This is a genomic window from Actinotignum sanguinis, assembly GCF_030230305.1.
Classification (GTDB): domain Bacteria; phylum Actinomycetota; class Actinomycetes; order Actinomycetales; family Actinomycetaceae; genus Actinotignum; species Actinotignum sanguinis.
The window spans coordinates 151,139-165,635 of sequence record NZ_JASPCQ010000001.1; the positions used below are offsets into that span (position 1 = coordinate 151,139).

General features: G+C 61.0%; 10 protein-coding genes. 6 read left to right on the forward strand and 4 right to left on the reverse strand.

Annotated features, from left to right (window positions below):
• The first annotated feature begins 174 nt into the window (after positions 1-174).
• On the forward strand, positions 175-2,226 hold the full coding sequence (locus QP828_RS00710) for a glycosyltransferase (RefSeq protein ID WP_274734830.1): 2,052 nt from the start codon (positions 175-177) through the stop codon (positions 2,224-2,226).
• A gap of 110 nt (positions 2,227-2,336) precedes the next feature.
• Here the strand turns inward: QP828_RS00710 and QP828_RS00715 are convergent, their stop codons facing one another.
• From QP828_RS00715 to QP828_RS00725, 3 genes are read right to left on the reverse strand one after another with little or no spacing between them, the layout of a single operon-like run.
• Positions 2,337-4,175, reverse strand: a complete 1,839-nt coding sequence (locus tag QP828_RS00715) for a glycosyltransferase family protein (protein ID WP_279057932.1) — start codon at positions 4,173-4,175, stop codon at positions 2,337-2,339.
• Between the two features lie 44 nt (positions 4,176-4,219).
• A complete protein-coding gene (locus QP828_RS00720; protein WP_279057931.1) occupies positions 4,220-5,467 on the reverse strand; it encodes an ABC transporter ATP-binding protein in 1,248 nt (415 codons plus the stop codon).
• 24 nt (positions 5,468-5,491) lie between these two features.
• Positions 5,492-6,418 carry an ABC transporter permease gene (locus QP828_RS00725; RefSeq protein WP_279057930.1) on the reverse strand — a complete coding sequence of 309 codons (927 nt, stop codon included), beginning with the start codon at positions 6,416-6,418 and terminating at the stop codon, positions 5,492-5,494.
• A gap of 218 nt (positions 6,419-6,636) precedes the next feature.
• On the opposite strand from QP828_RS00725, the gene QP828_RS00730 reads away from it, so the two are divergent.
• Entirely contained in the window at positions 6,637-8,160 is a 1,524-nt protein-coding gene (locus QP828_RS00730) for a hypothetical protein (protein ID WP_284891021.1), read from the forward strand.
• Positions 8,157-10,604 carry a glycosyltransferase gene (locus tag QP828_RS00735; RefSeq protein ID WP_284891022.1) on the forward strand — a complete coding sequence of 816 codons (2,448 nt, stop codon included), beginning with the start codon at positions 8,157-8,159 and terminating at the stop codon, positions 10,602-10,604. The genes QP828_RS00730 and QP828_RS00735 overlap by 4 nt, the downstream gene beginning before the upstream one ends.
• A 142-nt stretch (positions 10,605-10,746) precedes the next feature.
• Here QP828_RS00735 and QP828_RS00740 read toward each other — a convergent pair whose 3' ends face one another.
• Positions 10,747-12,024 carry a glycosyltransferase family protein gene (locus tag QP828_RS00740; RefSeq protein ID WP_279057927.1) on the reverse strand — a complete coding sequence of 426 codons (1,278 nt, stop codon included), beginning with the start codon at positions 12,022-12,024 and terminating at the stop codon, positions 10,747-10,749.
• A 267-nt stretch (positions 12,025-12,291) separates the two neighbouring features.
• On the opposite strand from QP828_RS00740, the gene QP828_RS00745 reads away from it, so the two are divergent.
• From QP828_RS00745 to QP828_RS00755, 3 genes are read left to right on the forward strand one after another with little or no spacing between them, the layout of a single operon-like run.
• Positions 12,292-13,047, forward strand: coding sequence for a glycosyltransferase family 2 protein (locus tag QP828_RS00745; RefSeq protein ID WP_126135045.1), 756 nt, complete (start codon positions 12,292-12,294; stop codon positions 13,045-13,047).
• A 1-nt stretch (position 13,048) separates the two neighbouring features.
• The gene (locus QP828_RS00750; protein ID WP_126135046.1) at positions 13,049-13,396 is read left to right on the forward strand and encodes a DUF2304 domain-containing protein; all 348 of its coding nucleotides are present in this window, start codon (positions 13,049-13,051) and stop codon (positions 13,394-13,396) included.
• Between the two features lie 33 nt (positions 13,397-13,429).
• Complete coding sequence (locus QP828_RS00755) at positions 13,430-14,497, forward strand: NAD-dependent epimerase/dehydratase family protein (RefSeq protein ID WP_274778375.1); 1,068 nt, start codon at positions 13,430-13,432, stop codon at positions 14,495-14,497.

A 14,497-nucleotide genomic window follows, 5' to 3' on the forward strand; every position in this document is an offset into this window, starting at 1 on the left:
ACAAGCTACGCGGGCTCGCACGGGGAGATACGCAGGTGCACGCTGGGAGGGCGCCGGCATCCCAACAGTATCCCGCGCCGCGAGGTCCGTGCTTCCCGCGCCGCGGCGCGCCGCTACAGTACAATTCAAAGAACAGAACAGCCGATGCCGCCTCTTCAACCAAAGGATTCCGCCGTGACGAATGTTTCTTCTTCCTCGGCCATGACTGCCCTCCGTTCCGCGCTGCGCCGCGTTCCGGGAGCGGAAACTGCCGGGCGCAAGGTACTCCAGAAGCTTCTCTACCAGGTGCCCTGCTCGGAGCGGCCGCTGGTGTCCATCATTATTCCTGTCTACGGGCACTGGAAGGAAACTTTTGCCTGCCTGAAAGCGGTGGCGGAAACGGCAGGGAATATTCCTTATGAAATCATCGCGGTAGATGATTGTTCCCCGGATTCCACCGGCAAGAAGCTGGATCGCATTATCGGCTTGCGCGTTGTTCATATGCCGAAAAACGGCGGTTTTATTCGGGCCTGCAATACCGGACTCCAGTATGCGCGCGGTGAGATTGTTATCTATCTCAATAATGACACCGAAGTGAATCCCGGCTGGCTCCTGCCCATTGTGGAACGCCTGAAGGATCCCACCATTGGGCTGGTGGGAGCGCGCTTGGTGTACGCAGATGGTACGTTGCAGGAAGCTGGCGGCGTGGTATTTTCTGACGGTAGCGCCTGGAATTACGGGAAGGGAGATAATCCCGAAAATCACTCCTATACCTATTTCCGGGATGTTGATTACTGTTCCGGAGCGTGCTTGGCGGTACGCAAGTCCATTCTTGATGAACTGGGCGGCTTTGATGAACGCTATATTCCCGCCTACTACGAAGATACCGATCTGGCTTTTGAAGTACGGCGCTTGGGCTACCGCACCGTTTATGAACCGCGCTCCCTCGTTATTCACCACGAAGGCGTATCGAACGGGACCGAAACCTCGTCTGGAACGAAACGTTACCAGGTCATCAATCGGGACAAGTTCCGGCAAAAATGGGCGGCTGAGCTGGCCGCGCAGCCGTTAAGTCCAGAAGAGGATCCCGATTTTGAGATCGAAAGAGCCGTTCATACGAAAAATGTTGTTATTGTATGCGACGGCGCTGTTATCACCCCGGATCTGGACTCGGGTTCGGTGCGAATGGAACAGATTTTGCTGGAACTGCTCCGGCTCGGATACCAACCCATCTTCATTCCGCAAAACAAAACCCGCCACGAACCCTATGTCGGCAATTTGACCGCGTACGGGATCCAGGTTGTCTACGATACATATAACGATATGGGCCGCGCGAATATTAGCGGGCAAGCCCTCACCATCCTGCTGCGCGGGAATGTGCGCGGGGTGATACTCTCCCGAGTCGGGGTAGCCGCCGCAAGCCTCTTCCCCATTACCCACGCACTTCCGGGTGTCCCCGTTATTTTTGACACGGTGGATCTGCACGGTACCCGCGAATTACGCGAAGCGAAACTTGCCGATGACGCTGCTCTTATCACCGCCGCGCATCAAACTAAGGAATTGGAGCTCGGGGTTATGCGAGCGAGCACCGCCACCCTGGTTGTGTCCTCCGCAGAGGCCAAGATGCTGCATGCGGACCACCCCGAACTTCCGGTCTTTGTAGTGGGGAATGTGCACGTCCCGGTAGAGCACCCCGCCGGTTTGACGGGCCGGCGCAGCATCAGTTTTATTGGCTCCTTCGCCCATCCCCCGAACGCGGATGGCCTGAAATGGTATTTCACCGAGGTGCACCCGCTGGTGCGTAAAGAGCTCGGTGATGTCGAGGTCAATGTGTACGGGAAGAACCCGCCGGAATCCCTGCGCGTTTTTGAGGGGAACGGTGTGAAGCTACGCGGCTACGCCGCTGATTTAGCCGATGTTTATAATCCGGCCCGGCTCTCCATCGCGCCGCTACGCTACGGTGCTGGCGTGAAGGGCAAGGTCGGAGAATCTCTCTCCTGGGGCGTGCCTATTGTGACCACCGATATCGGCGCAGAGGGTATGGGCTTGGAGGACCGCCACACCGCGCTGATCGCCAATAGCCCGGAGGAATTCGCCCGGGCCATCGTGGACGGCATGCGTGATGATGAGTTGTGGGAGCGCCTCGCTACCGCGGGTGAGCGCCATATTCAGGAGATTATGGGCGTGCCGCGCCTCCACCAGGATCTCGCGGCCGCCTTTGATTTCGCGGGGATTACGCGCGTCTGAGCACCGAGGGCATCGGGGGCGAAGCGTGCGCGTTGCCGCTCATCCGGGTAACGCGCACGCCGATCATGCGCTGGCGCATTGGCGCACTTGCCTGCTAGTACGCCAATGCGCTATTCCGCGAGCGTCACGATGGTGAAATCCTTATGGGGTTCCACCCGCAGGCGCGGATCGGACGCAATTTGTTCACGCAACGCTTGCGCCTCCGCGGCAAAAGTATCCGTGGACCCCTGTTCAATTCCCCACCGTAAATCAAAATTCGGGATGATAACCGCTTGCACCTGCCCGGTGTAGAGCACCTGCCACACCGAATGCCCAAAGTTCACGTGCGAACCGATGACATCCTGCATTTCCGGGGTCCAGTTTTCGCGGGCCCGGGCCACATCTTTATCTCCGAAGGTGTTGTAGAGGACCAGGTCAGACTCGCTCGCGAGCACCCCGGCTAGGAAATCATTACCGCCTGATACCGGGGAACTGAAAGCCACCACGGCATCGTCCGGCAGAGCCGCATCAAGTTTTTCCGGAATCTCACCGATAAGTGCCTCAAGATGGGTGGCACGGTAGCTGGCCCCTACCGCTAGGCCGGCGAAGTTCGGGGCGGAGCCCACCACAGCCAGCGTGGCTAAAACTCCGCAGGCTACCCGCCTCCAGCTGCCGCGCGCTTCGCTGCGCACCAATGCGCTGATACCGCTCGCGAGCGCCGCGAGAAGAGCCAGGCGGACCACCAGCATCCAGCGGTAGATCGCCCGCATGAGATCGAGCCCCGGGAGCTCCTCATACAGCGGTGCCCACGGGAAAGTCCACACGGCCTCCGAGCGGGGCATCAGGTAGTCGCTCACCTGGATCGGCGGGGTCAGCGGACCGCGGATCTCCCACCATTTCAGCGAGGGCCCCAGGGCGATAACAAAGGCCACCAGCGCCACGCAAGCCCAGAGCAGCACGTAGCGGCGTGGCCCGCGCGCCCAGACCAGCACACAAACGAGCAGCACCAAGGCCGCGATACCGATGTAATTCCAGCGGACGTTGGTGCCGTCTCCCCACAGCACATCCGCATCCAGCCCGATTCCGAGGAGGTCGGCCCACCATACGCTCGAGGTGGGGATAATCGTGGTAGCGACATCCACTCCCATGGAGCGGAAGAAATCTTCGCTGGTACCCATGCCGGCCAGGGCACCACCGGCGCTGCGGTAATAGACCACTAGCGCAACTGCGCTGGCAACCGACATATAGACAAAGCCCAGACCGGCATCCCGCAGACCGCTACGCCCGCGCAGCAGCGGTAGCACAATAACCACCACCCCAGCGGTGAAGCCGAGCATGACGAAAGAATAACCGTCAAGGAAAACAGCCCAGGTGAGAACCCCGCACCAGCCAACCAAAGCGAGAAGCCGGCGCCACCAGGGCGGCTGCAGCCAGAAACGCAGCAGCACCGTGCCCACGTAGATGGTGGCGGGTAGAAGGAGAGCGCCCCAGAAGGTGGTACCAAAATTCCCCATTCCGATAAGGGAAGGGTTGATCATCCATACCGCGGCAGCCACTGCCGCGATCAGGCGGTGCGCCGTGAGCCAGAAGAACAGCCCGTAGGCGCCCACCAGTGCCAGGACGATCCAGATGAGGTACCACGCAGAGAGCGTTGCGGCGACGTCGCCGGGAAATATTAATGAAAAGAAGGTGGCCGCGCGGCTAAAAATACCGCCGTTGACCGTGGCTGTCCCTTCCGGAAAACCGATGGTGGGGCAGCGCCCTTCTTGCAGGTACAGGCGCGGAAACTCAGTTCCGCATTGCAGGCGCCCAAGGTCAGCCACCCAGGCGTGCACCGGGCCGATGGCCCACGCGTTCACACCGTAGATAAACGACAGGGCGAGGGAATAGAGGAGAGCGCCCAGGCCCGCGAAGCCACGGGTGCGCCACCGCAGCGGAGCGCTGCGCGCTTGGGCATCGATAACTGGCACGTGGTTCCCCTCTGTTCGCGGGAGCGTGGTGGCCGCGAACGCGGTTAGTGGCTCGTTGCGCTCCCCGCCTCGATCTTAACATTATGAACATAGACTTCGGGAAAGGTTTTGAGGAATCCCGTGGTCATGCCATCGGATTTGGTGGTGAAGAGCGCAACGCTATTACGCCGCTCGATTTCAATATCCGCACTGTTGAGAATCGCAAGATTAACAATGTAATCGCCCTCCCCAATCGGCAGGTCGGGAAGAACAACCATGATAGTTTCCCGGTCCGTGATGGGTGGCAGAGGAAGTTGGAGGCGGCGGCTCGACATCCCGAAAACCGGGGTGCCCTCGTTCATCGTGGCGATTTCCACCACCACGCCATAATCATGCAAAGGCTCATGGGCCACCAGATCAAAGGCGATGCGCATAGTGTCACCGCTAATATGCACGAAGAGCCCATCATCGGAGGTGCGCACCCCGTCCACAATCGCGGCGTTCTCAATACTGCACGGGTGGGTATCCACCGCGGTGAGCACCCCGCCGTTCTTCGCGGCCAGTTCAGCCAGCATTTGGGCCTGGTAGCCCTGATGGAGGCGAGACATCGCGTCGCGCACGTCCCCCACCATGACCATGGCGCCTTTATCCAGAACGACGGCGCGATCACACACCTCGATGACCTGCGCCGCGGAATGTGAAACCAGAATAATGGAGCGCCCCTCGCGCTGGAATTGGCGAATCTTCTCCATGCACTTCTTCTGGAAAGGCTCATCGCCCACCGCGAGCACTTCGTCCACGAGGAGGATATCGGGATCCGAATGCACCGCCACCGCAAAAGCCAAGCGCACGTACATCCCGGAGGAATAGAACTTCACCTGGGTGTGGATGAAATCCCGGATCCCCGAAAACTCAATAATTGAATCGAGCTGGGCATCGATCTCCGCTTCAGAAAGCCCCAGGATAGAAGCGTTGAGATAAATGTTTTCCATACCGGTCAGGTCGGGGTGGAAACCGGCACCCAGTTCTAGGAGCGCCGCCATGCGCCCCCGGGTGCGCACCTGCCCGGCATCGGGAGTGAGGATCCCGCCGATCACTTTGAGAAGGGTGGATTTACCCGAACCGTTCGCACCCACCAGGCCCACCGATTCTCCGGCGGCCACGCTGAAGGAGACATTCTTGAGCGCCCAGTATTCTTCCGCGTGGGTGCGTGAACGTGCAGCGTTAACCAGGCGTTCCTTGAGGGATTTATCTTTGTGGACGATAAATTTCTTCGAAACTCCATCAACTTGAATGACGTCGGGACGTGACATGAGAATCCTTGCCTCGCCTTTCTTTTAGAGTTCCTGCGCGAAATTACGTTGCATGCGGGCGAAGTAGCGCTGTGCGAGCCAGAGCAGCACCAGCCCAATAATAAGGAAGATTCCCAGGCGGCTGAGGAGATGGGAGGGCAGCAGAGCGCCCTGCCCGGCCGCCCAGAAGGAATGCTGGAAGCCCATAACCGCCACCGAGGTGGGGTTGAGGAGATAGAGGTTGATCATCCAAGCGGGGGCTGCTCCGGCAATCATCGCGAAGGAGTACACCGAAGGGGTCAGCCAGAAACCGATGAGGAGAATAACTTCCACGAGGTATTGCACATCCCGCAGGTACACATTCGCGGCGGAGAGGAAAAGCCCGAAGGCCACCGCCCACACCACCACCACGGCCAGGGAGATCGGGAAGTAGATGAGGGTACTCCCCCACGGCACCCCGCGGATAATAAGGGCCCCGCACACCAAAATGGCCAGCTGAGAGAGGAAGTCCACGAAGGCGGCACCGGCCGCGGAGAGCGGGAAGATTTCGCGCGGGAGATACACCTTTTTGACGATCCCGGAATTACTCACGATCGCACCGGTGGAGGCCGCCACGATCTGCGAAAAAAGCCCCCAGGCGGTGAGCCCGGCGAAAACATAGATGGCGAAATCGGGGATGGCACGTTCGGCGCCCAATACCTTGCCGATGGCGAAGTAGTAGATGAGCAGGTTGATAAGTGGGCGTACCAGGGTCCACACGTAGCCGAGCACCGAATCCTTGTAGCGTGCCTTGAGCTCCCGCCGGGTAAGCAGGCCGAGAAGGTGGCGATGCGCGAGAATATCGCGGATGGAAGCCCGCCACCCGCTAAAGAACCCGGTGTCAATAGCCACGCGCGTGAGATCCTGGCCGGCGAGTTTTTCGAAGCGTGCCTGCGCCTCGGGACCCACCTCGCGTTCGCGCCCTGTTGCCATACCCGACCTTTCCTACCGGCATTCGCGCTTCTCACTACCCACCCGGGCTAGCCGCGCGCATGCACCTATCTGTCTCATACTACCCAGCTGCAGGCCCTGCGGCGTGATGTCAGCGCTAGCTCGCGTCGCCTTGTACGATAGAGAAAGTAAGTTTCACCCGCGAGCCGCCGCGGCTACGTGAGCCGCGCTTGCCGCCCCGCGGAGGATGATAGGCAGTCATGAGTGTTTGTGTTCTTGTTCCCGCCGGAGCCGGGCCGGCTTTAGCGCGCGCCCTCCCCTACCGTGTTGCGGAGCTCATTGCGGGCCAGCCCGCCCCGCGCGCGGATCTCACAGCAGGGGAAACGGTGACCGCGGTGGTGACCGATCCCGGTGCTGTGACGAAAACAGCTCTCGCGCAGCTCCTTGCCACCCCGGGGCGCAATACCGCGTGGGGTGCCCCGCGTTCCGAAGAGCCGAACGCATCCGAGTCCCGCGGTGTCCTCGCGGTTCCCGCCCCGGTCTACACCTTCGACTCCCGAGCGCTGCACCTGTGCGGCGGCCTCGATACCGCTTTTACGCTTCCGGCCCTGGCCGTGGATGCCCAGTGGCGCCTGAGCGCCGCCGGGGTGCCCGGTGAGCAGCGTGCTACCCCGCTCCTCGAAGCCGGTATCCCCGCTCTGGATACCGTGGACTACCTGCGTATCCTCACGAAGAATCTTTCTCCGGCCTACCAGCTGGAATTCCTCGCCCCGCTTTTCCTCGCACTCATCGATCACCCGATCCGCAGCTCCGGGGTAGATACCGCGGCCCTTGATCTTGCCCGCCGCCCCGGGAACGACGACGTACCAACGCTCCAGATTCCCTCCACCACTTTCGGCGGGGCCCAGGTGGTGCGGGACTGGGCTGCCTCCCTAGCCGGCTTGGAAAGCCGCAATGAAGCGGCTCTTGGCGCTGCCCGTATCCCGGACCGCCGCCTGCCCCATGTGGCTGATTTCCTTGACCTGGTGTGGGCCAGCGCCGGCATTCCCGCCTCCGAACGGGAGTTCCTGGACATGGCTTTCGCGGATGTGCGCCGCGATCATGAGCCGAGCATCGCTTTCGCGGTGGCCGGTTCCGATACCGCGGCCCGTGCCCGTTTCGCCCGGATCGCCGCTGAAATTCCCGAGCCGCTTTACCTGTGGGATCCGGAAAGCAGAGAGCTGAGCGAGCGGAGTGTCGACCCCACCGCACCGTTCCAACCGGCCCGCCGCGATATTGGCAGCGCCGTCGCCACAATTGCGGTGACCTATATTCTCAACCTGCCGGCCCGTGCCGTCCCGTGGAGCGGGAACCACGGGGTGATCATCGCTGATGTCACCACCGCGAACCTCACGGCGATGGTCCGCACCGATTGGGTGGGGGTGACCGGCACGGAGAGCCTGGGGGCGAACGCCAGCGTTCTCAACGAAACGCTCAGTATTGCGGACCGCTTGATCACCGCGGATACCGCCCAGCGTGATTTTGTGCTCGGGGCCCTGTCCGGGAACTATCGCCTCGATCAAAATACGTACGACGACGATCACTCTCTCACCAGCCTCGTCGCCCAAGAAAACGGCGGTATTGCGGCGGCCCTCGCCGCACTGCGCTCCCCGATTCACGCCTATGAACGGGTGGGCACCACCCAGCTCTACGAGGAGCCCGGTAAGTCCGGCGCCCGCAAGCATCCCCATCTGCGCCGCGTGCTGCGCGGCCTGGCAACCACTCTCAAGGGAGAACGCAAGTGACCTCTGTTTCCGTTATTCTTGTCAATTTCCGCGGGGCGGAGGATACGATTGCCGCCGCGCGCTACCTGCGTGAATGTGACTGGCCCGCGCAGGATCTGGAGATCGTCGTCGTCGATAATAATTCCGGGGATGGTTCTTTCGAGCGCCTGCGCGCGCAGTTGCCCGACTGCCAGGTCCTGCAATCGGGTGCCAACCTGGGCTTTACCGGGGGCTGTAACTTTGGGGTGGAGCATTCGCGCGGGGAGATCGTGGCCTTCCTCAATAATGATGCCCGGCCCGGTAAGAAGTGGATTCGCGCCGCGGTGGAGGCCATCGAGGCGGATCCGAAGGTCGGGTGCGTGGCATCGAAGGTGCTCACCTGGGAGGGTGACAAGATCGATTTCGTGGATTCCTCGATGACGTGGTTCGGCATGGGCTACAAGCGCGAGGCGGAACGCGAGGATACCGGCGCCTGGGATACCCCGAAGAATGTGCTCTTCCCCACCGGGGCCGCCATGTTTGTGCCGCGCCACGTTTTCGAGGAACTGGGCGGTTTCGATGACCGTTACTTCATGTTCTACGAGGATGCTGATTTCGGGTGGCGTGCCAATCTGGCCGGATACGATGTGCGTTATGTGCCCGAGTCGGTGGCCTACCACCGCCACCACGTCACCATGAAAAAGTTTGGGAATTTCCGCGAAACGTATTTCCTGGAACGCAATGCGCTGGCCTGCTTGTATAAGAATCTCGGGGATGATCTGCTGCGCACGGTTTTCGCCCCGGCCCTCGCTTTTGCACTCGAACGCAGCGCCGAACGCAGTGAGGTGGAGGCGCGCCGCGGCCCGGATTCTTACCGCGCCGCGGAGGGCACCATCACGAAGATGGCGGCCACCTCGCCCTACGCGGTGTCGTATTTCCGCGATATTCTGCCTTCTCTGGTCGAATCGCGCCGGGAAATCCAGGCCGGGCGTAAAAAGTCAGACGCGGAAATCATCACTCTCATGCGTAATGCTATGGAGCCGGCCTACCCGCTCCCCCGCTACCTGGACCTCCACGAGGCGCTAGCGCGTTTCTTCGGGATTGCCAAGCGTTTCTCCGGGCAGGCGAAGGTGCTGGTGGTGACTGGCGAACCCATCGGGGAGAAAATGGCCGGGCCGGCTATCCGCGCCTGGGAAATGTGTACCCGCCTGGCGCTCGAACACCCGGTACGGCTGTGCTCCACAGCCGGCGTAGGGAAGGTGGTACCCCAGGCTTTCGAGATCCACAATGGCGATACCGATACCCTGCGCGCCTGCACCGACTGGGCGGACGTCATTATTTTCCAGGGGTTCCTGCTGGAAAGCGCCCCGTGGCTCATGAGCTCGGAAAAGATCATCGTGGCCGATATTTACGATCCCATGCACCTCGAGCAGCTCGAACAGGCCCGCGACCAGGGGCCGGAGGGCCGCGAACGTTCCATCACCGGGGTGACCGGCGTGCTCAACCGGCAGCTGGCTCGCGCCGATAAATTCCTGTGCGCCTCGGATAAACAGCGCAATTTCTGGCTGGGGCAGCTGGCGAGTATGGGCCGCATCAACCGCAATGTCCTTCCCGACAACGCGGATGTGCGCAGCCTTATCGATATTGCGCCTTTCGGGCTGGGCGAAGAAGCCCCCCGGCAAACCGAGCACGCCATCCGCGGGAAGGTTCCCGGCATCGGTATGGATGACAAGGTGATTCTCTGGGGCGGCGGGGTCTATAACTGGTTCGACCCACTCTCCCTCATTCGCGCGGTGGCGCAACTTTCCCACACCCATAGCGATGTGCGCCTCTACTTCCTGGGGATGAAACACCCGAATCCGGGGGTGCCGGCCATGCGGGTTGCCTCCGAAGCGGTGGCCCTGGCCGATGAGCTGGGCCTGACGAACCGGCACGTGTTCTTCAACCACGACTGGGTTCCCTACCACGAACGCCAGAACTACCTGCTTGATGCGAACGTGGGAGTCTCCACCCATTTCGAGCACGTGGAAACCCAATTCTCTTTCCGTACCCGTATCCTCGACTACCTGTGGGCCGGGCTGCCGATCGTGGCGACCAGCGGGGATTCTTTCGGGAATGCCCTCGATAGCGAAGGCATCGGTATCTCGGTACCCCCGCGCGACGTGGAGGCCCTCGCCGCCGCGCTCGAAACACTGCTATACGACGACGCCGCAGCGGCTCGCGCGCGTGCGAATATTGCCGGTTTCGCCCAGCAGTTCCACTGGGATCGGGCGCTGGCTCCGCTGCTGGAGTTCTGCCGGCATCCACGCCGGGCTGCGGATGTGGCTTTCCGCGCCGGGGACGATGTGCCGGGAACCATGCTCGGCTTTATCGACCCCGGTTTCAACCCGGTGCGTGATCTCAAACTCGTGGTGGATTACCTGCGTACCGGCGGCCCGAAGGTGCTGGCCTCGAAGGTGAAGTCCCGGCTGCGCAAGTACATCTAGTTCACCTAGTCCGCCTCCTAGTCCACCTAGTCGCCCCTCGTGCGTCTGAGGAAGGTGCACAGATGCCCGCGGATCGCTCGGTGCGTTCCGCGGGCATCCCTCATGCCGCCGGCATGATCAGCTGCTGCGTTGCGGCAATGTGCTACGTTGCCGAGGGAATAATGAGGGCGTATCCATATACGCAGGCGGTGAGGAGCGCCAAACCCCAGGTCACGGAGTGGCGCAGCTTGATCCAGGCGGCAGCGGCGCAGAAGAGCGGGATAAGAACCATCCCGTAGCGGTGCTGCATAAAGGTGAGTGAGCCGGAAAGAATATTGAACCCGAGCACCACCGCCGGAGCGATGCCGAGGAAAGAAACCGCGGCTGCCTGGCAGAAACGCTGCGCCAAAGTGGAGTGACGTTCCAAGATCCAGGCCACGCTTACAATGGCGGTAATTCCCAGCCAGAGCACCACACTCGCGAAGGGTGATTTCGGATATTGCTCGGCAGTCCCGCCAATGCCAGCGAAAATAATTTGAAGCGCATCATCGGTCATATAGGGCAACTGACGAAGATCAAGCGCCCCGGTAGGATCCACCACAATATCCGGGCGTGCCACCGGAATGAACGTGCGAATAACCAGCCACGCACCGCCTGCTATCGCAGAGACCAACCCGAGGGCACCAATTTCCCACCAGCGCGGCAGCTTAGCGGGATCAGCAGCGGCTTTCTTACCCCAGCCGTGGCCGGGCCGTATCCGGTACCACACCAGGAAAATGAGGGCTGCCACCACCGCGAAAATATTTTGCATTTTCACCACGCAGGCCACCGCGGAGATGAGGATGAGCCAGCCGATTGACCACTGCCGGCGCGCGTAGAAAATACTCCCGAAGATAATAAGAGTACCAACAAGGAGGTTGAGCGCGTCCGGGGTGATATAGCAATTCGTGGTGCGGAACGTGGGCATGGACGTGATAAGGAGCGGCACCGTGAGCGCCATCGCCCAGGTGGCACCAACACGGCGCATCCCCCACGCCAGTACCGTCATACCCACCACCAACCAGAGCACGCTGGTGAGGCGAGCGCTACCCAGCAAGCCCATTCCCAGCACGGTGAAGGGCTTGGCTAGCCAGGCGGTCAGGAAGTAATAGACCGGCGAATGCACCCCGGCGGTGGTATAACCCGCGAAGGGAAGCTTCTCATCCGGGAAATCTCCCCCGCACACCCCGATGGTTGCCGAGCTGACCGGATTGGAACCGAAACCGAGGCAGGCCAGCACCTCACGGGCATAAGAGTCCGTGGTCATCCCGTCACGTACCACGATCCCGCGCCCGGCCTTATCTACCGCGTCGAGGTACACGTATTCATCGAAGGGAGACAGGTGCGGATTGGTCGTGATGAAGTGAAGGTTGAGCGCCCCGCCCAGAATTCCGAAGAACACTAGGACGGCTAACCACACCACCCAGGGGCGCCCGGCGCTGATTCTACGGAACCGCGACAAGAGAGCCGCCCGATGCTGAGAGTGTTGCGGAGACGACTCGGCCCGAGGTGCCCGAGCATCCGCGTGTGTGGCTGCAACCATGGATTTCCTTGAGATGGACAACGTTTCACTTGCCGCGTTATCTTATCGCGAAGTACCACCCCTCATATAGGGCACACAGCACGAGCGTTCGTTCAAGCCCGGGCTTAAATGGCCTAAAATCAAAGAATGACTTCTGAGCAAGACAGACACCCACGTCTCGTCGTCCTCATTCCGGCCTGGAATGAAGAAGAGGCACTGCCGGCGGTTCTCACCGAATTACGCCAGGCAGTTCCGCACGCATCCCTCGTGGTCATTAACGATTGCTCCCGGGATGCCACCGCGCAGGTGGCCGCGGCCGGCGGGGCTACTGTCCTCAATTTGCCCATTAACCTCGGGGTGGGCGGGGCTATGCGCACCGGCTACCTGTACGCCTGGCGGCACGGATTTGACCGCGCCGTGCAGGTAGATGCCGATGGCCAGCACCGCCCCGAAGATATTGCTCGCCTGGCGGCCCGCATGGATGAGACCGGTGCCGATATTGTGATCGGGGCGCGTTTTGCCGAACGGGGCTCCTATCGGGTGCGCGGCCCGCGCGCCTGGGCTATGCGATTCCTTTCCAAGGTACTCTCCCGCGTGCATCACACCCGGCTCACGGATACCACCTCGGGTTTCAAGCTAACGAACCGGAGGGCCATCGGGGTCCTCGCTGATGAGCTCCCGGCTGAATACCTGGGCGATACCATCGAAGCGCTTATTATCGCCAGCAAAGCTGGGCTGCGCGTCACCCAGGTAGGGGTGGAGATGCGCGAACGGCAGGGTGGCACTCCCTCTCATAACCCGCTCAAAGCCGCACGTCTGTTGCTGCGCGGTATTATCGCCATGGCGGTAGCTTCCACCCGCCCCGGCCAAAAAGATCTCGACGGAACCGAAGGAAGGCAATAACGTGCTGTACCGCCTCTTGCCCATCGCCGCGAGCATCCTCTTCCTTATATATCTGTTTATCTTGCTGCGCTCCCGGCGGATGAAACAAACCTACGTGTATATCTGGTTCCTTATCGGTATCGGCCTGCTCGTTATTTCAATCTGGCCCCAGGTTGTTTTCCTCGTTTCCCAAGCCCTCGGTTTCAAACGCGCCTCCAATATGATTTTGGTGATCGCGTGCGTGGTGCTGCTCATGGTGACGATCCAGCTCTCTACCGCAGTCTCCCGGTTGGAAGAAGACCGGCGGCGTTTGGCTGAAGAAATAGCTTTGCTACGCGCGGAACGCGCGGCGCCCCTACCTGAGGCGTAAACTTCATGTGCATCAAATAAAGGAAGGACTTCCATGCGCATTCTTGTCACCGGTGGTGCCGGTTTTATCGGAGCGGCGATGTCAACGTACCTTGCCGACCATCACGACCAGGTTATCGCTTTCGATAACCTGCATCCGCAGATCCACCCGGATCATCAGCCCACGGCCGGCTTCGATAAGCGCGTGGAGCTCTACGAAGCCGATGTGACCGATCCGGCCGCCTGGGATGCCCTGCTGGAGCGCTTCACCCCGGATGTCGTTGTCCATTTGGCGGCAGAAACCGGAACCGGGCAGTCCCTGACCGAATCCACCCGGCACGCCTCCGTGAACGTGGTGGGCACCACCACGATGCTCGATGCTTTTGCGCGCCACCAGGTGATCCCGCAGCGCATCGTCCTCGCCTCCTCACGCGCGGTCTACGGTGAGGGTGCCTGGCGGCACACCTCCGGGGAACACGCCGGTGAGCTGTTCTACCCCGGTTCGCGCACGGTGGCCATGTTTGAAAAAGAAGAATGGGATTTCCCGGAGGCGGAGCCGGTGGCCATGAATGCCAGCCTGGTGGAGCCCCATCCTTCTTCGGTGTACGCGGTGACCAAGATCGCCCAGGAACAGCTCCTGCGCATGTGGGGCGATGCTTTCGGCTGCGAGATCGGGATTGTACGCCTGCAAAACGTGTACGGCCCCGGCCAAACGCCCTCCAATCCCTACACCGGGATCATGTCCCTCTTCTGCCGCGTTGCCTACAATAAGCAACAGATTTCCGTGTATGAGGACGGCCTCATCCGCCGCGATTTCATCATTATTGATGATGTGGCCCGCGCCCTCATTAAAATGATCGAAATTGAGAAGTGCCCCGCCGTTTCCGTGGATATCGGAGCGGGTCACTACACCACCATCCTCGAAGCCGCCCAAATTATCGCGAAGATTTACGGGGCTCCCGAACCGAAGATCACCGGCCAGTGGCGCCACGGGGATGTGCGCCACGCCTGGGCGGATCCGCAGCCGGCCCGCGAGCTCCTCGGTTTCGAAGCCGAGGTAGACGTGGAAGAAGGCTTCACGCGCCTTGCTTCCTGGATTAACACCCAGACCCAGTATCTCTAA

Excerpts from the sequence above, each read along its gene's own strand:
- QP828_RS00730 (WP_284891021.1), top strand. The coding sequence starts at position 6,637 with ATGAGTGTTTGTGTTCTTGTTCCCGCCGGAGCCGGGCCGGCTTTAGCG.
- QP828_RS00720 (WP_279057931.1), bottom strand. The coding sequence starts at position 5,467 with ATGTCACGTCCCGACGTCATTCAAGTTGATGGAGTTTCGAAGAAATTT.
- QP828_RS00755 (WP_274778375.1), top strand. The coding sequence starts at position 13,430 with ATGCGCATTCTTGTCACCGGTGGTGCCGGTTTTATCGGAGCGGCGATG.
- QP828_RS00725 (WP_279057930.1), bottom strand. The coding sequence starts at position 6,418 with ATGGCAACAGGGCGCGAACGCGAGGTGGGTCCCGAGGCGCAGGCACGC.
- QP828_RS00745 (WP_126135045.1), top strand. The coding sequence starts at position 12,292 with ATGACTTCTGAGCAAGACAGACACCCACGTCTCGTCGTCCTCATTCCG.